The organism is Burkholderia sp. LA-2-3-30-S1-D2, assembly GCF_001523915.2.
Lineage (GTDB): Bacteria > Pseudomonadota > Gammaproteobacteria > Burkholderiales > Burkholderiaceae > Burkholderia > Burkholderia diffusa.
In genome coordinates this window covers 2,963,290-2,982,316 of record NZ_CP013384.1, presented here as the reverse complement: position 1 = coordinate 2,982,316, position 19,027 = coordinate 2,963,290, and the positions used below count along the sequence as shown (strand labels likewise).

The window sequence follows — 19,027 nt, the reverse complement described above, 5'->3', positions numbered from 1 at the left end:
CCCATCATCATGCGGCGCCGCCGATGCGGCGCCCGGCAGTCTGAACGAGAGTACTGAGTGAACGTTTTCTTCGAGGAATCGGGCAGTTTCAAGGCGGGCAGCGTGCTGTCGCGCCAGGGCGACGCGTTTCAGGTCGAATTGCCCGGCGGGCGGCGCGCGAAGGTGCGTGCAAAGGACGTGCTGATCGAATTCGAGAAGCCGGCCGCCGGCGAGCTGATGCAGGAAGCCGATACGGCCGCGCAACAGATCGACCTGGATTTCCTGTGGGAATGCGCGCCGGCCGAGGAGTTCGCGTATACGGCGCTGGCATCGGAATATTTCGGCGCGACCTACGGCCCGGTCGAGCGCGCGGCACTGGTGCTGCGGCTGCACGGCTCGCCCGTCTACTTCCGCCGCAAGGGGCGCGGCCAGTATCAGCGGGCGCCGGAAGATCAGCTCAAGATGGCGCTCGCGTCGCTCGAGCGCAAGCGTCAGCAGGCGCTCGTCCAGGCGCAGTATGAAGAGGAACTGAAGGCCGGCAAGCTGCCGGAAGCGTTCGCGGGCAAGGTGCTCGGGCTGCTGACGCGGCCGGACAAGAACGCGATCGAATACAAGGCGATGGAAGCGGCGGCCGGGGCGCGCGGCGTGTCGCCGGCGCGGTTGATGCTCGACTGCGGCGGCATCGCGTCGCCGCGTGCGCTGCACGAGGCGCGCTTCCTCGCGGAATTCTTCCCGCACGGCACGGGCTTCCCCGCCGTCACGGTCGGCCCGCTGCCGGACGACCTGCCGCGCGCGGACGTCGAGGCGTTCTCGATCGACGACATCACGACGACCGAAATCGACGACGCGTTCTCGGTCGAACACCTGTCCGACGGTCGCGTGCGGATCGGCGTGCACATCGCGGCGCCGGCGCTCGGCATCGTGCGCGGCGACGCGGTCGACGCGATCGCGCGCGCACGCCTGTCGACCGTCTACATGCCGGGCGACAAGATCACGATGCTGCCGGACGACGTCGTCGACGTGTTCACGCTGAAGGAGGGCGATTACCGCCCGGCGCTGTCGCTGTACATCATCGTCAACCGCGAGACGCAGGAGATCGTCGCGAACGAGACGCGTGCCGAACTCGTGTTCGTGAAGAACAACCTGCGCCACAACACGCTCGACGAGCTCGTCAATGAAGAGACGCTCGCGGCCGGCACCGGCGACTACCCGCACAAGGACGACATCGCCGTGCTGTGGCCGCTCGCGCAGGCGCTGTTCGAGAAGCGCCAGGTCGCGCGCGCGGGCTATGGCCTGAAGCGCGAAGTGCAGCGCAACACCGACTACAACTTCTACGTCGAAGGCGAGCACGTGACGATCACGCCGCGCCGCCGCGGGTCGCCGCTCGACCTGATCGTGTCGGAGCTCGCGATCCTCGCGAACTCGACGTGGGGCGCGTTCCTGCACGATCACACGGTGCCGGGCATCTACCGCTCGCAGCGCGGCTTCGGCGCGCCGGGCCCGAAGCGTACGCGGATGCAGACGACGGCCGCGCCGCACGAAGGCCTCGGTGTCGCTCAGTACGCGTGGAGCACGTCGCCGCTGCGCCGCTATGTCGACCTGGTGAACCAGTGGCAGTTGCTCGCATGCGTGCAGCACGGCGTCACGGCCAAGCTCGCCGCGCCGTTCAAGCCGAAGGACGCCGACCTGTACGCGGTCGTGCAGGGCTTCGACGACACCTATACCGCTTACGCCGACTACCAGCGCCGGATGGAGTACTTCTGGTGCCTGCGCTGGCTCGCGCAGGAGCAGAAGAAGCAGGTCGTCGCGAGCGTCGTGAAGGGCGACCTGGTGCGCCTCGAGGAAATTCCGCTGCTGCTGCATGTGCCGGGGCTCGGCGTGCATGCGCGCGGCACGCGCGTGCTGCTCGACGTGATGTCGCTCGACGAGCTGACGATCGAGGCGTCGGTGCGACTGCTGAACGTGCTTGACGCGCCGACCGTGACGAGCGGCGACGCGGCCGAAGACGAAGACGAGACCGAAGGCGGCGACGACACGCTGGTCGATGCGGAAGACGCGTCGGCGGAAACCGAGGCCGAGGCACTGGCCGAAGCGGACGGCGCGGCGGTCGAAGACGGCGAGGCCGCGAACGGCACCGGCCAGGAAAGCGAAGAGGGGCGCGCATCATGAACGCAGCCGCGTCGACGAGCGGCGCCGACCGCTACGTGGTGTTCGGCAATCCGGTGGCGCACAGCAAGTCGCCGTTCATCCACGCGCAGTTCGCCGCGCAGACGGGCGAGGCGATCGTCTACGAGCACCGGCTCGCGCCGGTCGACGGTTTCGAGGCCGCCGTGCGCGCGTTCGTCGCCGAAGGCGGACGCGGCGCGAACGTGACGGTGCCGTTCAAGCTCGACGCGCATGCGCTCGCCGACACACTGTCGCCGCGCGCGGCGGCGGCGGGCGCGGTGAACACGCTGCGCATCGAAGCCGACGGCCGCATCTACGGTGACAACACCGACGGCGTCGGTCTCGTGCGCGACATCGAATCGAACCTCGGCGTGTCGCTTGCGGGTGCGCGCATCCTGTTGCTCGGCGCAGGCGGCGCGGCGCGTGGCGTCGTGTTGCCGATGCTCGAGCGCGCGCCGCTGTCGATCACGATCGTGAACCGCACCGCGAGCAAGGCCGAGGCGCTCGTCGGTCAGTTCACGCAGGCCGCGCACGATGCGGGCTGCGTGCTGTCGGGCGGCGGCCCGGACACCGTGCGTGCGGAGCCGTACGACGTGATCGTCAACGCGACGGCCGGCAGCCTCGACGCGGCGCTGCCGGAGTGCGACGCGGCTGCGTTCGGCCCGGGCACGCTCGCGTACGACATGATGTACGGCGCGCAGCCGACCGTGTTCATGCAGCATGCGGCGTCGCTCGGCGCGCGCACGGCCGACGGGCTCGGGATGCTGGTCGAGCAGGCGGCCGAATCGTTCTTCATCTGGCGCGGCGTGCGGCCGGACGGCGCACCGGTGCTGGCCGCGCTGCGCCAGGCGCTCGCGGCGGCCTGACCGGAGCGCGACAGGTGGTGGCGGTAAACGGCACGCAGCGCACGCGGACCATCAGTCCGACCCGCTGGATCGTCTATGCGGGTTCGGTGTTCGCGGGCGCGTGGCTCGCGACGCAGCTGTTCTATCTCGTGCAGATCGCGCTGTGGTCGTTCATCAATCCGGGTTCCACCGCGTTCATGCGGACCGACGCATGGTGGCTGTCGCGCGACAATCCGCCCGCGCGGATCCAGCACCAGTGGGTGCCGTACGACCAGATCTCGCGCAACCTGAAGCGCGCGCTGATCGCGTCGGAGGATTCGACCTTCGCGACCAACAACGGCTACGACGTCGACGCGATCCTGCAGGCGTGGGAGAAGAACAAGGCGCGCGGACGGATCGTCGCGGGCGGGTCGACGATCACGCAGCAGCTCGCGCGCAATCTGTTCCTGTCGCGCGAGAAGAGCTACATCCGCAAGGGGCAGGAGCTGATCATCACGTGGATGCTCGAGGCGGTGCTCGACAAGGAGCGGATCTTCGAGATCTACCTGAATTCCGTCGAATGGGGCCGCGGCGTGTACGGTGCCGAGGCCGCCGCCCGCTATTACTACAGGATTCCCGCGAGCCGGCTCGGCGCGTGGCAGTCGGCGCGTCTCGCGGTGATGCTGCCGAAGCCGCGCTGGTTCGACGCGCACCGCGGCTCGGCCTACCAGGCGCAGCGCGCGGCCGTGATTGCCCGCCGGATGGGCGCGGCCGAACTTCCGCAATCGCAGTGAGCGGCGCGCTCGCGCCGGGACATTGTCCGTTCCGTCGCCGGCGCGCCATTGGTGCGCTGCAGCGCATTCGTGTCGCCCGCATTTCGGGACGCATCCATTAGACGAATTCATCTATTTCGCTTTACTGAGCAATGCCCGCCCGCGCGAGATTTTGTTTGCCGATATGGCACGAAATCCGCATGGGTTGAGTGTTTTCCGGGTGGGCGCGAAAGCAATTGAAAGACTGTTGAAACACAACGGTTCGTGAATTGAAGCATTCCTGAAAGGTGTGCGCCGCACCGAGCGTCGATCAAATATTTCCAAATTTTTCAAAGCCGACCCGCTCACGTATATTGGCCAGCGCCTCGGCTTATCGGCCGCAATCGAGGCGGGGGGCGGCTCACCCGGCTGCTCGACACAAAAAACATTCGAGAGAAGGAAAGCGACGATGCCAGCGAGCAAAGCGAAGCTGTTGTTGTGGGTTGTGTTCTCTTCGCTGATTCTGACGGCCTGCAACGACGACGTGACGTCGTCCTCGGCAGCAGGTACCGACAATTCAGCCGATCCCGCCGCTCAGGTGGACAAGCCATACAACGATCCCAACAGTTATTCGTCGAGCGCGACCGCGTCGCTCGACGCGTCCGCCGCGGTCGAAAAGGCCGCCGTCACCCATCACCAGATCACGCTGAACGGCAAGACGATTCGCTACACGGCGACCGCCGGCCACCTCGTCGCACGCAATCCGCAGACGGGCGCGCCCGAGGCATCGTTCTTCTACGTCGCGTACACCGCCGACAACCAGCCCGCGGCGAAGCGGCCCGTCACGTTCCTGTATAACGGCGGCCCCGGCTCCGCATCGGTGTGGCTGCATCTCGGCTCGTTCGGTCCGAAACGGATCCAGACGGGCGACCCGAACGCGAACGCGTCGACGTTCCCGTTCGTCGACAACGCGGAAAGCCTGCTCGACACGACCGACCTCGTGTTCGTCGATGCGATCAGCACCGGCTTCTCGGAGGCGATCGCGCCGAACACGAACCAGACGTTCTGGGGCGTCGACCAGGACGGCGGCGCGTTCCGCGACTTCGTGACGCGCTACATCGCCGTGAACCAGCGCAACGATTCGCCGAAGTACCTGTTCGGCGAGTCGTACGGCACGCCGCGCACCGACGTGCTCGCGAACCTGCTCGAGACGGCCGGCGTGAAGCTCGACGGCATCGTGCTGCAGTCGTCGATCCTCAACTACAACGCGAACTGCGACATGGCGAGCGACTATGTCGGCAACTCGAATAACGGGGCGAGCCCCGTGAGTTGCGCGGGCTTCGTGCCGTCCTACGGCACGGTCGGCGCGTACTACCAGCTCGACAACCCGAACCCGTCGAGCCTGCCGCAATATGCGGACCAGATGCGTCAGCTGACGGCCGGCAGCTACGTGCCCGCCGTGAACGCGTATCTCGCGAGCCACACGCCGCCCCCGCCGACGCTCGTCACGACGATGGTGAATTCGACCGGCGTGAAGCAGACGCTGTGGAACGCGGACTTCAACGTCGTCCCGACCTTCTTCGACAACAGCTTCCAGGTGTCGCTGATCCCGGGCACGCTGATCGGCCGCTACGACGCACGCGTGAACGTGCCGTCGTCGAGCCCGCTCGCGGCGGACGGCGACCCGTCGAGCACGTTCATCACGAAGCCGTTCACCGACACGATCGGCAGCTACCTGCCGAACGTGCTCAAGTACAGCGCGCAGTCGGCGTATTCGCTGAGCAGCAATGCGATCCAGACCTGGGACTGGACGCACGACGGCCTCGCGATGCCCGACACGATTCCCGATCTTGCGGCTGCGCTGACGCTGAATCCGTCGCTGAAGGTGCTGTCGCTGAACGGGTATCACGACATCGCGACGCCGTTCTACCAGACCGAGCTCGACCTCGCCCGGCTCGGCTCGCAACCGAACCTGACGATCAAGGACTATCAGGGTGGACACATGGTCTATCTCGACGATACGTCGCGTCCGCAGGAGAAAGCCGACCTCGTGACCTTCTACAACGCGGCCGCGCACTGATGCGATGTGCGGGCCTGGCGACGCGCGCCCGTGGCTGCGCCGTTCGCCGGCCGTCGACGACCTCATTCCAGACTGGAGCCTGACATGAAGAAACGTTTCATCGTCGTTGCCGCCGCGCTCGCATGCGCCGGCGTTGCAGCATCCGCATCGGTGTCCGCGTTCGCGCAGGCGAGCGACGCCGTCACTCCGGCGCGCGCGCGCCAGGCGCAGCTCGGCGATCCGTACGTGCCGCCGGCCGCGCGCAAGCCGACCGCCGGCACGCAGACGACGGGCGCCGCGCTGCACGCGCAGGTGGTGCGCAAACTCGCGCGGCAGTTCGGCGCGGCCGATACGCAGAACACCGGTTCGATCACCGAAGCGCAGGCGCGCGCGGCCGGCCTCGGCTATGTCGCGAATCACTTCCGGCAGATCGACGCGAGCGGTAACGGTCGCGTGTCGTTCTCCGACGTGCAGCGCTACATGCAGGCGCGCAGCACGAACCAGCAGTAAGCGCGGCGTGCATGACCAACGGGGGCGGGACCCGCGACGCGTCGGGTTCCGCCCCCGTGCGCATGGCACGACCGTTTCGCGACCTCCGCCGGTTATCTCATTATCTGGGCAACGCATTCAAATATTGGAGACGAATGCGTGCGCTCCTACAATCCGAAGCACATCGACAGCTTCGGACCCACGCATCGCGCGGCGCCCGACGCACACGGAGACACATTCCATGAAGTTCGCCGGGCGCTTTCCTCGGTGCATCGACCGCCGCGTTGCCGCGACGCCCGACCTCGTTCCGGCGTCGCGACAGCGGCTTCACCGATTCGGCTGAAGAAACCCGTTCCATGACAAAGATGCCCGATTCCCTTGCTCTCGACGCCCGGCGCGCGACGCCGGGCGATGCGCCGCTCACCGACTCCATCGGCGCGACCAGCACGCCGCTCGACCTCACCGCGCAGCAGGCCGGTACGCAGACGCTGTTGCGCGGTCTCGCGATCCTCGAAGCGATCGCGAACGGCGCGCGCGACATGCGTGCGATCGGCGCCGCGCTCGGCACGACGCGCAGCACGACGCACCGTCTCGTCAGCAGCCTCGTGCAGGCGCGCTACCTGCGCCAGGTGCAGGGCGGCTACCTGCTCGGCCCGAAGCTGATCGAGCTCGGCACGATCGCGCTCGAACAGATGCCGCTCACGGCGGTCGCGCGGCCGCACCTCGAGGCGCTCGCCGAAGCGACGCTCGACACGATCCACCTCGGCGTGCGCGACGGCGATGACGTGCTGTACATCGACAAGATCCCCGGCACGCGCGGCCTCGAGATGCGCTCGCGTGTCGGCCACCGGATGCCGCTCGCATCGACCGGCATCGGCAAGGCGATGATGCTCGACCTCGATCCGGACCTGTGGCGCTCGCTGTTCGAAGCCGCGCGGCGCGCGCTGGCCGGCGTCAACTTCAAGCCGGACAACCGGCCCGAGACGAGCGCGTTCCTGCAGCGCATGGCGCATTACGCGGCCGGCGGCTACACGTTCGACCTCGAGGAAAACGAGGCGTCGATCCGTTGCGTAGCCGCGCCGATCCGCGACGCGTCGGGCGCGATCGTCGCGGCCGTATCGGTCGCGAGCACGATTCCGTACATGCCGCACGACCGGATGGACGAACTGATTCCGCTCGTGCAGCGCGAAGCGCGAGCCATTTCCGCGGAACTGGGCTGGAGCCCGCCGCAGGGTACCCGCAGGATCAAACGATGACCAATTCGACCCGGACCGCTCCGGACGCCTCCTGCGCCGCACCGTCGCTGATCGCGCTCGACTGGGGCACGACGTCGCTGCGCGCGTATCTGTTCGACGCGCACGGTGCGCTGCTCGACACGCGCAGCCGCGCCGCGGGCGTGATGCATGTGCCGGCCGGCGGCGCGCGAGCCTTCGACGTCGTGTTCGAGGAAGCGTGCGGCGACTGGCTCGACCGCGCGCCGGGCGTGCCGGTGCTGGCCGCCGGGATGGTCGGCAGCGCACAGGGCTGGCGCGAGGCGCCGTACGTCCAGGTGCCGGCCGGTGCCGACGCGCTCGTCGCGGGGCTCGTCACGGTGACGACGTCGCGCGGCACGACGGTGTCGATCGTGCCGGGCGTGATCGCGACGGGCGATTTGCCCGACGTGATGCGCGGCGAAGAAACGCAGATATTCGGCGCACTCGCGAACGATCCCATGCTTGATGCAGATCGTTCAGGCGTACTGATCGGATTGCCGGGCACGCATGCGAAGTGGGCATGGGTGAAGGACGGGCTCATCGAGCGCTTCCAGACCTTCATGACCGGCGAGTTGTTCGCGGCGCTGCGCGATCACACGATCCTCGGCCGCACGATGCGCGCGAGCGCGTCGCCCGACCGCGCGGCATTCGCGCGCGGCGTCGCGGTGGCCCGCGGTGCGCAGCGCGCGGGGTTGCTCGCGACGATCTTCAGCACGCGCACGCTCGGCCTGACCGACCGGCTCGCACCCGATGCGCAGGGCGATTACCTGTCAGGCCTGCTGATCGGCCATGAGCTGAACGCACTTGACGCGATGCTGGCGGAACGCGGTGTCGCGCTCGCGAACCAGCCGCTGCTGCTGATCGGCGACGACGGATTGTGCGCGCGCTACGTCGATGCGTTGAGCGTGTTCGGCTGCACGCATGCGCGCGTCGTCGCTCAGGCGACAGAGCGCGGCTTGTGGTGGATCGCGTCGCGCGCCGGGCTCGTGCGCGCGGATGGCGAGCCCGTCTGCGCCGACCAATGAATCGATTGAAGAGGAACCGCCGATGTCGTCCGACCTTACGCTGCCCGCACCATACACGCCGCACGCCGCGCTGATGCGCGCGTTCGACGCGTGCCCGCTGATCGCGATCATGCGCGGCATCACGCTCGCCGAAGCCGCTGATCACGGCCTTGCGCTGCACGAAGCGGGCTTCCGGATCGTCGAGGTGCCGCTCAACTCGCCCGATCCGTTCGGCAGCATCGCGGCGCTGCGCCGCGCGCTACCCGACGACATGATCGTCGGTGCTGGCACCGTGCTGCGCGCCGAGCATGTCGACCGCGTGCAGGACGCGGGCGGCACGCTGATCGTGATGCCGCACAGCGACGCGGCCGTGATCCGCCGTGCGCGCGAGCGCGGGCTCGCGAGCGCACCGGGCGTCGCGACGCCGACCGAGGCGTTTGCCGCGCTCGCGAACGGCGCCGACGTGCTGAAGATGTTCCCGGCCGAGCAGCTCGGCGTGCCCGTCGTGAAGGCGTGGCGTGCGGTGATCGACCGCGCGGTGCCGCTGATTCCCGTCGGCGGAATTTCCCCGGACAACATGCAGCCGTTCCTCGCGGCCGGCGCCAACGGCTTCGGGCTCGGTTCGGCGCTGTACCGGCCCGGCCAGTCGGCGGAGGCGACCGCGGCGAATGCGCGCGCGTTCCAGGCCGGCCTGCGCGTGGCGCGCGGCGGAGCCGCATGATGGGACGTCTCGCGGGCAAGGTCGCGATGGTGACGGGCGCCGGCCGCGGGATCGGCGCCGCGATCGCGCAGGCGTTCGCGCGCCAGGGCGCGGCCGTCGCGCTCGTCGACCTCGACTTCCCGCAAGCGCAGCGCACGGCGGCGGCGATCGCCGACGACATCGACGGCGCGCGCGTGCTGCCGCTGCATGCGGATGTCGCGCGGCAGGATTCGGTGCGCGACGCGCTCGCGCAGACCGAAGCCGCATTCGGCCCGCTCGACGTGCTCGTGAACAACGCGGGCATCAATGTGTTCGCCGATCCGCTGACGATGACGGACGAAGACTGGCGCCGCTGCTTCGCGGTCGATCTCGACGGCGTATGGCACGGCTGCCGCGCGGCGCTGCCTGGGATGGTCGAACGCGGCCGCGGCAGCATCGTGAACATCGCGTCGACGCATGCGTTCCGGATCATCCCGGGCTGCTTTCCGTACCCGGTCGCGAAACACGGCGTGCTGGGCCTCACGCGTGCGCTCGGCATCGAATACGCGGCGCGCAACGTGCGCGTGAACGCGATCGCGCCCGGTTACATCGAGACGCAGCTCACGCGCGACTGGTGGGACGCGCAGGCCGACCCGGCCGCGGCGCGCGCCGAGACGCTCGCGCTGCAGCCGATGAAGCGGATCGGCAAGCCGGAAGAAGTCGCGATGACGGCCGTGTTTCTCGCCTCCGACGAGGCGCCGTTCATCAATGCGGCTTGCATCACCGTCGACGGCGGGCGCGCGGCGCTGTACCACGACTGACGCAACGATTCGACAGACCGCACGTGCGACGGCCGCGCGCACGCTGCGTCGAAACCAACAAGCGGCTGTATTCCGTTCGATGAAGACAAGGAGACACTGGAGATGAAACGCAGAACCTTCGTAACGCTGGCCGCCGCGGCGGCAGTGGTGATCGGAAGCCCGGCCGCGCATGCGGCCGACCCGGTCAAGATCGGCTTCCTGGTGAAGCAGCCGGAAGAGCCGTGGTTCCAGGACGAGTGGAAGTTCGCCGAGATCGCGGCGAAGAACAAGGGCTTCACGCTCGTGAAGATCGGCGCGCCGTCGGGCGAGAAGGTGATGAGCGCGATCGACAACCTGTCCGCGCAGAAGGCGCAGGGCTTCATCATCTGCACGCCGGACGTGAAGCTCGGGCCGGGCATCGTCGCGAAGGCGAAGTCGCACAACCTGAAGATGATGACGGTCGATGACCGCCTCGTCGACGGCGCGGGCAAGCCGATCGAGGCGGTGCCGCACATGGGGATCTCCGCGTACAACATCGGCAAGCAGGTCGGCGACGGCATCGCGGCCGAGATCAAGAAGCGCGGCTGGGACATGAAGGACGTCGGCGCGATCGACATCACCTACGAGCAGCTGCCGACCGCGCACGACCGCACGAGCGGCGCGACCGACGCGCTGGTGGCGGCCGGCTTCCCGAAGGCGAACGTGATCGCGGCGCCGCAGGCGAAGACCGACACCGAGAACGCGTTCAACGCGGCGAACATCGCGCTCACCAAGAACCCGCAGTTCAAGCACTGGGTGGCGTACGGCCTGAACGACGAGGCCGTGCTCGGCGCCGTGCGCGCGGCCGAAGGGCGCGGCTTCAAGGCGGACAACATGATCGGCATCGGCATCGGTGGTTCCGAATCGGCGCTGAACGAATTCAAGAAGCCGCGGCCGACGGGCTTCTACGGCACCGTGATCATCAGCCCGAAGCGCCACGGCGAGGAAACCTCGGACCTGATGTACGCGTGGATCACGCAGGGCAAGGCACCGCCGGCGCTGACGCTGACGACGGGCATGCTCGCGACGCGCGACAACGTGTCGAAGGTGCGCGACGAGATGGGGCTCGCATCGAAGTAAGCCGCCCGCCGGCTGCCGCGGCGATGCGGCGGCCGGCGATCGATGGAACTGCAAGTAGGGAGACGACGTGTCAGCGGCACTGCGTTTTGACAATATCGGCAAGGTATTTCCCGGCGTGCGCGCACTCGACGGCATCTCGTTCGACGTGCACGCGGGCGAGGTGCATGGCCTGATGGGCGAGAACGGCGCGGGCAAGTCGACGCTGCTGAAGATTCTCGGCGGCGAATACCAGCCCGATGCGGGCAGCGTGCTGGTCGACGGCCAGCCCGTGCATTTTTCGAGTGCGGCCGCGTCGATCGCGGCAGGCATTGCGGTGATTCACCAGGAATTGCAGTACGTGCCCGACCTGACGGTCGCGGAGAACCTGTTGCTCGGCCGCCTGCCGAACGCGCTCGGCTGGGTGAGGAAGGGCGAGGCGAAGCGCCATGTGCGCGAACGGCTCGCGGCGATGGGCGTCGATCTCGATCCCGACGCGAAACTCGGGCGGCTGTCGATCGCGCAGCGGCAGATGGTCGAGATCTGCAAGGCGCTGATGCGCAACGCGCGCGTGATCGCGCTCGACGAACCGACGAGCTCGCTGTCGCATCGCGAGACCGAGGTGTTGTTCAAGCTCGTCGACGACCTGCGCGCGCAGGGCCGCGCACTGATCTACATCTCGCACCGGATGGACGAGATCTACCGGCTGTGCGATGCGTGCACGATCTTTCGCGACGGGCGCAAGATCGCGTCGCACGAATCGCTCGCCGACGTGCCGCGCGAGCGGCTGGTCGCCGAGATGGTCGGGCGCGAGATCGCGGACATTTACCACTACGCGCCGCGTGCGCTCGGCGACGTGCGGTTTTCGGCCGAAGGCGTCGACGGCCCCGCGTTGCGCGAACCGGCGAGCTTCTCGGTGCGCGCGGGCGAGATTGTCGGCTTCTTCGGGCTGGTCGGCGCGGGGCGCAGCGAACTGATGCGGCTCGTGTACGGCGCGGACCGCCGACGCGCGGGCGCGCTGACGCTCGACGGCAAGCGCATCGACGTGAAGCGCACCGGCGACGCGATCCGTCACGGCATCGTGCTGTGCCCGGAAGACCGCAAGGAGGAAGGGATCATCGCGATGGCGTCGGTCGCGGAGAACATCAACATCAGCTGCCGCCGTCATTCGCTGCGCGCGGGCCTGTTCATCGACCGCAAGACCGAAAATGAAACGGCCGACCGCTTCATCCAGCGGCTGAAGATCAAGACGCCGAACCGGCGGCAGAAGATCCGCTTCCTGTCGGGCGGCAACCAGCAGAAGGCGATCCTGTCGCGCTGGCTCGCGGAGCCCGACCTGAAGGTCGTGATCCTCGACGAGCCGACGCGCGGCATCGACGTCGGCGCGAAGCACGAGATCTACGACGTGATCTACCGGCTCGCGGAGCGCGGCTGCGCGATCGTGATGGTGTCGTCGGAACTGCCGGAAGTGCTCGGCGTGTCCGACCGCATCGTCGTGATGCGCGAAGGCCGCATCGCGGGCGAACTGCCGCGCGAGCAGGCGAACGAGCATGCGGTGCTGAGCCTCGCGCTGCCGCAGACCAGCGTCGTCGAGGCGGCCTGACGCGGTTTCAGGTCGCCTCGGGCGACGCACGACATTCGAATCGATCAAGCGCGGCGCGGGCCGCGCGACGCAGGAGCAGGAGACACAATCATGCAAGTCAGGGAAAACCTCGCCAGCGCAGCCGTGAAGCCGTCGGCCGACGCGCTGGTTCCACAACAGAGCGACCGCCAGAAGTGGTGGCAGCACCTCACTGAATACAGCCTGATCGCGATCTTCGCGGTGATGTTCGTGACGATGTCGCTGACGGTCGATCACTTCTTCTCGATCGACAACATGCTCGGCCTCGCGCTGTCGATCTCGCAGATCGGGATGGTCGCGTGCACGATGATGTTCTGTCTGGCCTCGCGCGACTTCGACCTGTCGATCGGCTCGACCGTCGCGTTCTCGGGCGTGCTGTGCGCGATGGTGCTGAATGCGACCGACAACACGTTCGTCGCGATCGTCGCGGCGGTCGCGGCCGGGGCGGCGATCGGCTTCGTGAACGGCGCGGTGATCGCGTACCTGCGCATCAACGCGCTGATCACGACGCTCGCGACGATGGAAATCGTGCGCGGGCTCGGCTTCATCGTGTCGAAGGGGCAGGCGGTCGGCGTGTCGTCGGATACGTTCATCGCGCTCGGCGGGCTGTCGCTCTTCGGCGTATCGCTGCCGATCTGGGTCACGCTGATGTGCTTCATCGTGTTCGGCGTGCTGCTGAACCAGACCGTGTACGGCCGCAACACTCTCGCGATCGGCGGCAACCCCGAGGCGTCGCGCCTCGCGGGGATCAACGTCGAACGCACGCGCGTCTACATCTTCCTGATCCAGGGCGCGGTGACGGCGCTCGCCGGCGTGATCCTCGCATCGCGCATCACGTCGGGCCAGCCGAACGCGGCGCAGGGCTTCGAGCTGAACGTGATCTCCGCGTGCGTGCTCGGCGGCGTGTCGCTGATGGGCGGCCGCGCGACGATCTCGGGCGTCGTGATCGGCGTGCTGATCATGGGCACCGTCGAGAACGTGATGAACCTGCTGAACATCGACGCGTTCTATCAGTACCTGGTGCGCGGCGCGATCCTGCTCGCGGCCGTGCTGCTCGACCAGCTGAAGAACCGCGGCGTACGCGACTGACCGATTCCACGGAGACGATTCGCATGACCATCGAAACTTCCGCGCAGGATTCGCGCGCCGCGAGCGACGCACGCTATGCGCGCTACCCGAGCCTCGAGGATCGCGCGGTGCTGATCACGGGTGGTGCGACCGGGATCGGCGCGGCGTTCGTCGAGCATTTCGCGCGGCAGGGCGCGCGCGTGGCGTTCGTCGATCTCGACGCGCACGCGGGCCAGGCGCTCGCGGAAACCCTCGCGCAGGCGCCGGACGTGCACCACGCGCCGCTGTTCATCCCGTGCGACCTGACCGACATCGACGCGCTGCGCCATGCGATCGACGCGATCCGCGCGCGCATCGGCGCGATCGCCGTGCTCGTGAACAACGCGGCGAACGATACGCGCCACGCGATCGGCGACGTGACGCCCGAGTCGTTCGACGCGGGCATCGCGGTGAATCTGCGCCATCAGTTCTTCGCCGCGCAGGCGGTGATCGACGACATGAAGCAGCGCGGCGGCGGCGCGATCATCAATCTCGGTTCGATCAGCTGGATGCTGAAGAACGGCGGCTACCCCGTCTACGTGATGGCGAAGGCGGCCGTGCAGGGCCTCACGCGTGGGCTCGCGCGCGATCTCGGCTCGTTCGGAATCCGCGTGAATTCGCTGGTGCCCGGCTGGGTGATGACCGACAAGCAGCGCAAGCTCTGGCTCGACGACGCGGGCCGTGCGGCGATCAAGGCCGGCCAGTGCATCGACGCCGAGCTGCTGCCGGACGATCTCGCGCGCATGGCGCTGTTTCTCGCGGCCGACGACAGCCGGATGATCACCGCGCAGGACGTGGTGGTCGACGGCGGCTGGGCCTGATTGCCGATGTTCGAATTCGCGCGGCACCGCGCGACGACCCGTATCACTTCATCGACGAAGGAAAGGAGCTCACCATGACCGCCACGTCCTCGCGCGCATCGTCGTCCACGAGCCAGTCGCGCCGCGCGCGCCTGGCTGCCGCCGCGCAGCCCGTCAGCGCCGGCCCGCAGACCGCCGCGTTCGCGCAGGGCGTCGGCACCGCGCATGCGGCGGTCGTCACGCTGTCGAATGCGGCGCTGCGGCTCGACGTGCTGCCGCATCTGGGCGGCGGCATCGCGCGCTTCGACTGGCGCGGCGATCACGGTGCGCTGGTGCCTGTGTTCCGGCGTTGCGAGCACCCGGAAACGGCGACGGATCCGAACGCGCTCGCCTGCTATCCGCTGCTGCCGTACTCGAACCGGATCGGCAACGGCCGTTTCGAATGCGACGGGCGCAGCGTCGCGGTGCCGCGCAACCGCCGCGACGAACCATTGCCGATTCACGGCGACGGCTGGCTCGCGCCGTGGCAGGTGGACGACGCAACCGACACGACGCTGCAGCTGTCGCTCGATCGCGCGAGCGGCGCGCCGTACGCGTTTCGCGCGATCCAGTCGTTCGCGCTCGACGACACGACGCTGTCGATCGCGCTGACGATCGAAAACGCGGGGCGTGCACGGCTGCCGTTCGGGCTCGGCGTGCATCCGTTCCTCGTGCGCGACGATGCGACCGAGCTGGCCGCGGCCGCGGGCGGCCTGTGGCTGTCGGGTACGGATTTCCTGCCGGTGCGGCACGTGAGCGTGCCGCCGGCCTGGCAGTTCGGCGTCGCGTATCCGTTGCCGGCGACGCTCGTCAATCATGCGTTCACCGGCTGGGGCGGCCACGCGACGGTGAGCTGGCCTCGCCGCGGGCTGTTGTTGACGATCGCGGCCGACGCCGATGCGTACGTGCTCTATACGCCGCCCGGCGAGCATTTTTTCTGCTTCGAGCCGGTCGATCATCCGATCAATGCGGTGAACCTGCCGGGCGGCGCGGCCGCGCACGGGATGACGCTGCTCGCGCCGGGCGAGCGGCTCACGCGGCGTTTCGCGTTCACCGTCGAGCGGTCCGATGCGCGCATCGACGCCGCCGCGCGCGAAGGACGCCGGCGACGCGGGTAAAATACGCGGTCTACCAACGGTTTGCCGCGAGTATCCGCCATGTCTTCCCCGCTTACTTTCATCGAATCGCTGCGCGCCGCGTGGCAGCGCACGAATTCGCTTCTGTGCGTCGGCCTCGACCCCGAGCCGTCGCGCTTTCCCGTGCAGTTCGACGGCCAGCCCGACGCGATCTTCGAATTCTGCCGGCAGATCGTCGACGCGACCGCGCAATATGCGAGTGCGTTCAAGCCGCAGATCGCGTACTTCGCCGCGCATCGCGCGGAAGATCAGCTCGAGCGCCTGATCGCGCACATCCACCTCCAGCATCCGGGGCTGCCCGTGATCCTCGACGCGAAGCGCGGCGACATCGGCAGCACGGCCGAGCAGTACGCGCGCGAGGCGTTCGAGCGCTATCGCGCGGACGCGGTCACGGTGAACCCGTACATGGGCTACGACTCGGTGGAGCCGTACTTCGAGCATGAAGGCAAGGGCGTGATCGTGCTGTGCCGTACGTCCAACCCGGGCGGGTCGGACCTGCAGTTCCTCGACACCAACGGCCGGCCGCTGTACCAGGTCGTGGCCGACCTCGCGGCGAACAAGTGGAATGCGAAGAACGGCCAGCTCGGCCTCGTGGTCGGCGCGACGTTCCCGAAGGAAATCGAGATCGTGCGCGGGATCGTCGGCGACATGCCGCTCCTGATCCCCGGCATCGGCGCGCAGGGCGGCGACGTGCAGGCGACCGTCAACGCGGGCCGCACCGCCGACGGCACCGGGATGATGATCAACTCGTCGCGCGCGATCCTGTACGCGAGCAAGGGCGAGGATTTCGCCGAAGCCGCCGCGCTCGCCGCGCAGAAGACGCGCGATACGATCAACGCGCATCGCTGAAATAGCGCTGAAACGCAGGCCGCCCGCCCGGGCGGCCTTGCACCTCCGAGCCCGCATCCGCGGGCCGCGCGGCTGCTTCGCGTGTCTGCCATCCTGGCGCACGCGAACAACGTCCCGTCGCTTGCGCACGGCATGCCCGCGCGGCAGAAGGCGCTCGGCCTGCCGGTCACGGCGGACAAGAACTGGATCGTCATGAAGCCCGACGCAATTCAGTCGGCGGGCAGGGGCGGCCGCCCCTGCCGCTGCGCCGGCGAATCAGCCTTCGCGCTCGTCGAGCAGCTTCAGCAGCCCGCGTAGCGCATGCGCGGCCGCCTGCGCGCGGATCTGCTCGCGGTCGCCCTTGAACACGAGGGTCTCGACGTCGGTATGCAGCCGGTTGCTCCATGCGAACGACACGGTGCCGACCGGCTTCTTCTCGCTGCCGCCGGCGGGACCGGCGATGCCGGTGACGGACAGCGCGACCTGCGCGCGGCTGTTGCGCAGCGCACCTTCGGCCATCGCGCGTGCGACCGGCTCGCTGACGGCGCCGTGTTTCTCGATCAGGTCGGATGGAACGCCGATCATGTCGATCTTCGCCTGGTTCGAGTAGGTGACGAAGCCGCGCTCGAACCACTGGCTGCTGCCGGAGATGTCGGTGATCGCGGCGGCGATCATGCCGCCCGTGCAGGATTCGGCGGTGGCGAGCGACAGGTGCTCGTCACGCAGCTTGTTGCCTGCGCGGATCGCAAGCTGATGGACGACGGAATCGGTTGGCATGCGCGTCGGGAACGGGGAGTCGGGAAATCGGTCAGCCGACGACGGAGCGCCAGGCGGCGATCACGAGCAGCGTCATGAACGCGGCGATCAGGTCGTCGACCATGATGCCGAGCCCGCCTTTCACGCGACGGTCGAAATAGCGGATCGGCGGCGGCTTGAGCATGTCGAAGAAGCGGAACACGACGAACGCCCACAACTGGCCGATGAAGGTCGCGGGCGTGACGAACAGCATCACGAGCCAGATCGCGACGATTTCGTCCCAGACGACGGCGCCCGGATCGGACGTGCCCATCTTTCGTGCGGTGAAACCGGTGATCCACGTGCCCGCCGCGAAGCCGACCGCGATCAGCGCCCACCATTCGGGCACCGTCAGGTAGCGGTTGAGCACCACGAACGTGAGCCAGCCGAACAGCGAGCCGAACGTGCCGGGCATGAACGGCGCGAGCCCGCTGCCGAATCCGAGCGACACGATGTGCGCCGGGTGCGACAGCATGAAGCGCGCCGTGGCGCGCTGCGGCACGTTCCGGGCGGCGCCGGGCGCGGCCGCGGATTGCCCGGTCGGGTCAGTCTGCATGGAAGTGGTCGAAACCGTGCAACGTGAGAGTCAGGGGGGCGCCGGCGGCGTCGCGCCACGCGATCGCGGGCTGCTCCGACGGCGAGGACAACGCGCGTATTGTACCGACTCGCGTCACCCGGACGCCGGCGCTCGCGCCCGCTGCCTCGATCGTCGCGCGGGCCGCGGCCGGCGCGGTGAAGCACAGTTCGTAGTCGTCGCCGCCGGCGAGCATGCAGCGTCGCTGCACGTCGGGCGGCAGCGTCGCGAGCGCAGCCGAGCGCGGCACCGCGTCGGCGTCGATCTCGGCGCGCACGTTCGAGCGGGTCAGGATGTGCTGCAAGTCGCCGGCGAGGCCGTCGGAGATATCGAGCGCCGCATGTGCGACGCCCGCGAGCGCAAGCCCGAGCGCGATGCGCGGCTCGGGACGCTCGAGCGCCTGCCGGAACACGGCGGCTTCGTCCGCGCCGGCGGTCCATTCGCCGCGCGCGAGTCCGAGCCCAGCACGGGCGTCGCCGAGCGTGCCGGACACCCAGACGTCGTCGCCGTCACGCGCGGCATCGCGCCGCAACGCCGCGTCCGGCGAGACTTCGCCGAACACGGTCACGCACAGGTTCAGCGGCCCGCTCGTCGTGTCGCCGCCGATCAGTTCGCAGCCGAACCGCTCGGCAAGCGCGAACAGCCCGTTGCTGAACGCCTCGAGCCACGCCGCGTCCGCGCGCGGCAGTGCGCACGCGAGCGTGAACGCGCGCGGCTCGGCACCCATGGCCGCGAGATCCGACAGGTTGACCGCGAGCGTCTTGTGGCCGAGCGCGTCAGGTGCGACATCGGGGAAGAAATGGCGGCCTTCGACCAGCATGTCCGTCGAAATAGCCAGCAATTTTCCGGATCGAGGCGCGATCAGCGCGCAATCGTCGCCGATGCCGAGCGTCGACGCACGCGCCCCCCGGGCCGCGCGGCGCGCGAAGAAGCGATCGATCAGCGAAAACTCGGACAGGGCGGCTGGCACGGCGGACGGACCCGGAAGCGGTGAAGGGAACGGCATTGTACGCAGCGAACGGCGCCG

Annotated in this window: 19 protein-coding genes; 16 read left to right on the top strand and 3 right to left on the bottom strand. The window is 68.5% G+C overall.

Annotated features, from left to right (window positions below; all coding sequences use genetic code 11):
* Positions 1-57: 57 nt before the first annotated feature.
* The 16 genes from WS66_RS26785 to WS66_RS26705 all read left to right on the top strand — a co-directional run bounded on the left by WS66_RS26785 (position 58) and on the right by WS66_RS26705 (position 16,949).
* A complete protein-coding gene (locus WS66_RS26785; protein ID WP_059608202.1) occupies positions 58-2,148 on the top strand; it encodes an RNB domain-containing ribonuclease in 2,091 nt (696 codons plus the stop codon).
* Positions 2,145-3,011 carry a shikimate dehydrogenase gene (aroE, locus tag WS66_RS26780; RefSeq protein WP_059608203.1) on the top strand — a complete coding sequence of 289 codons (867 nt, stop codon included), beginning with the start codon at positions 2,145-2,147 and terminating at the stop codon, positions 3,009-3,011. Before WS66_RS26785 ends, aroE begins: the two co-directional genes overlap by 4 nt.
* Positions 3,012-3,025: 14 nt before the next feature.
* Positions 3,026-3,763, top strand: a complete 738-nt coding sequence (gene mtgA, locus WS66_RS26775; RefSeq protein WP_059608204.1) for a monofunctional biosynthetic peptidoglycan transglycosylase — start codon at positions 3,026-3,028, stop codon at positions 3,761-3,763.
* A 427-nt stretch (positions 3,764-4,190) separates the two neighbouring features.
* Complete coding sequence (locus WS66_RS26770) at positions 4,191-5,801, top strand: S10 family peptidase (protein WP_059608205.1); 1,611 nt, start codon at positions 4,191-4,193, stop codon at positions 5,799-5,801.
* Between the two features lie 84 nt (positions 5,802-5,885).
* Positions 5,886-6,290, top strand: a complete 405-nt coding sequence (locus tag WS66_RS26765; RefSeq protein ID WP_059608206.1) for an EF-hand domain-containing protein — start codon at positions 5,886-5,888, stop codon at positions 6,288-6,290.
* 335 nt (positions 6,291-6,625) lie between these two features.
* A complete protein-coding gene (locus WS66_RS26755) occupies positions 6,626-7,525 on the top strand; it encodes an IclR family transcriptional regulator (RefSeq protein ID WP_059608207.1) in 900 nt (299 codons plus the stop codon).
* A complete protein-coding gene (locus WS66_RS26750) occupies positions 7,522-8,547 on the top strand; it encodes a 2-dehydro-3-deoxygalactonokinase (RefSeq protein ID WP_059608208.1) in 1,026 nt (341 codons plus the stop codon). Before WS66_RS26755 ends, WS66_RS26750 begins: the two co-directional genes overlap by 4 nt.
* Before the next feature lie 22 nt (positions 8,548-8,569).
* Positions 8,570-9,247, top strand: coding sequence for a 2-dehydro-3-deoxy-6-phosphogalactonate aldolase (locus WS66_RS26745; RefSeq protein WP_059608341.1), 678 nt, complete (start codon positions 8,570-8,572; stop codon positions 9,245-9,247).
* Positions 9,247-10,026 carry an SDR family oxidoreductase gene (locus WS66_RS26740; RefSeq protein ID WP_059608340.1) on the top strand — a complete coding sequence of 260 codons (780 nt, stop codon included), beginning with the start codon at positions 9,247-9,249 and terminating at the stop codon, positions 10,024-10,026. The genes WS66_RS26745 and WS66_RS26740 overlap by 1 nt, the downstream gene beginning before the upstream one ends.
* A gap of 102 nt (positions 10,027-10,128) precedes the next feature.
* Positions 10,129-11,124, top strand: coding sequence for an arabinose ABC transporter substrate-binding protein (locus WS66_RS26735; protein WP_059608209.1), 996 nt, complete (start codon positions 10,129-10,131; stop codon positions 11,122-11,124).
* A gap of 67 nt (positions 11,125-11,191) precedes the next feature.
* Positions 11,192-12,703: an L-arabinose ABC transporter ATP-binding protein AraG gene (gene araG / locus WS66_RS26730; protein WP_059608210.1), complete on the top strand. Its 1,512-nt coding sequence runs from the start codon at positions 11,192-11,194 to the stop codon at positions 12,701-12,703.
* 90 nt (positions 12,704-12,793) lie between these two features.
* A complete protein-coding gene (araH, locus tag WS66_RS26725; RefSeq protein ID WP_059465359.1) occupies positions 12,794-13,810 on the top strand; it encodes an L-arabinose ABC transporter permease AraH in 1,017 nt (338 codons plus the stop codon).
* A 23-nt stretch (positions 13,811-13,833) separates the two neighbouring features.
* Complete coding sequence (locus WS66_RS26720; RefSeq protein WP_059608211.1) at positions 13,834-14,649, top strand: SDR family NAD(P)-dependent oxidoreductase; 816 nt, start codon at positions 13,834-13,836, stop codon at positions 14,647-14,649.
* Between the two features lie 74 nt (positions 14,650-14,723).
* Complete coding sequence (locus tag WS66_RS26715; RefSeq protein WP_059608212.1) at positions 14,724-15,785, top strand: aldose 1-epimerase; 1,062 nt, start codon at positions 14,724-14,726, stop codon at positions 15,783-15,785.
* A 39-nt stretch (positions 15,786-15,824) separates the two neighbouring features.
* Complete coding sequence (gene pyrF / locus WS66_RS26710; protein ID WP_011350899.1) at positions 15,825-16,652, top strand: orotidine-5'-phosphate decarboxylase; 828 nt, start codon at positions 15,825-15,827, stop codon at positions 16,650-16,652.
* An 81-nt stretch (positions 16,653-16,733) separates the two neighbouring features.
* The gene (locus tag WS66_RS26705; RefSeq protein WP_059608213.1) at positions 16,734-16,949 is read left to right on the top strand and encodes a hypothetical protein; all 216 of its coding nucleotides are present in this window, start codon (positions 16,734-16,736) and stop codon (positions 16,947-16,949) included.
* On the opposite strand, the gene WS66_RS26700 is transcribed toward WS66_RS26705, so the two are convergent.
* From WS66_RS26700 to thiL, 3 genes are read right to left on the bottom strand one after another with little or no spacing between them, the layout of a single operon-like run.
* Complete coding sequence (locus WS66_RS26700; RefSeq protein ID WP_059608214.1) at positions 16,908-17,408, bottom strand: CinA family protein; 501 nt, start codon at positions 17,406-17,408, stop codon at positions 16,908-16,910. The two genes, WS66_RS26705 and WS66_RS26700, sit on opposite strands and share 42 nt — an antisense overlap.
* Before the next feature lie 31 nt (positions 17,409-17,439).
* On the bottom strand, positions 17,440-17,982 hold the full coding sequence (locus WS66_RS26695; RefSeq protein ID WP_059608215.1) for a phosphatidylglycerophosphatase A family protein: 543 nt from the start codon (positions 17,980-17,982) through the stop codon (positions 17,440-17,442).
* Entirely contained in the window at positions 17,972-19,006 is a 1,035-nt protein-coding gene (gene thiL / locus WS66_RS26690; protein WP_108064731.1) for a thiamine-phosphate kinase, read from the bottom strand. Before thiL ends, WS66_RS26695 begins: the two co-directional genes overlap by 11 nt.
* Between the last annotated feature and the right edge of the window lie 21 nt (positions 19,007-19,027).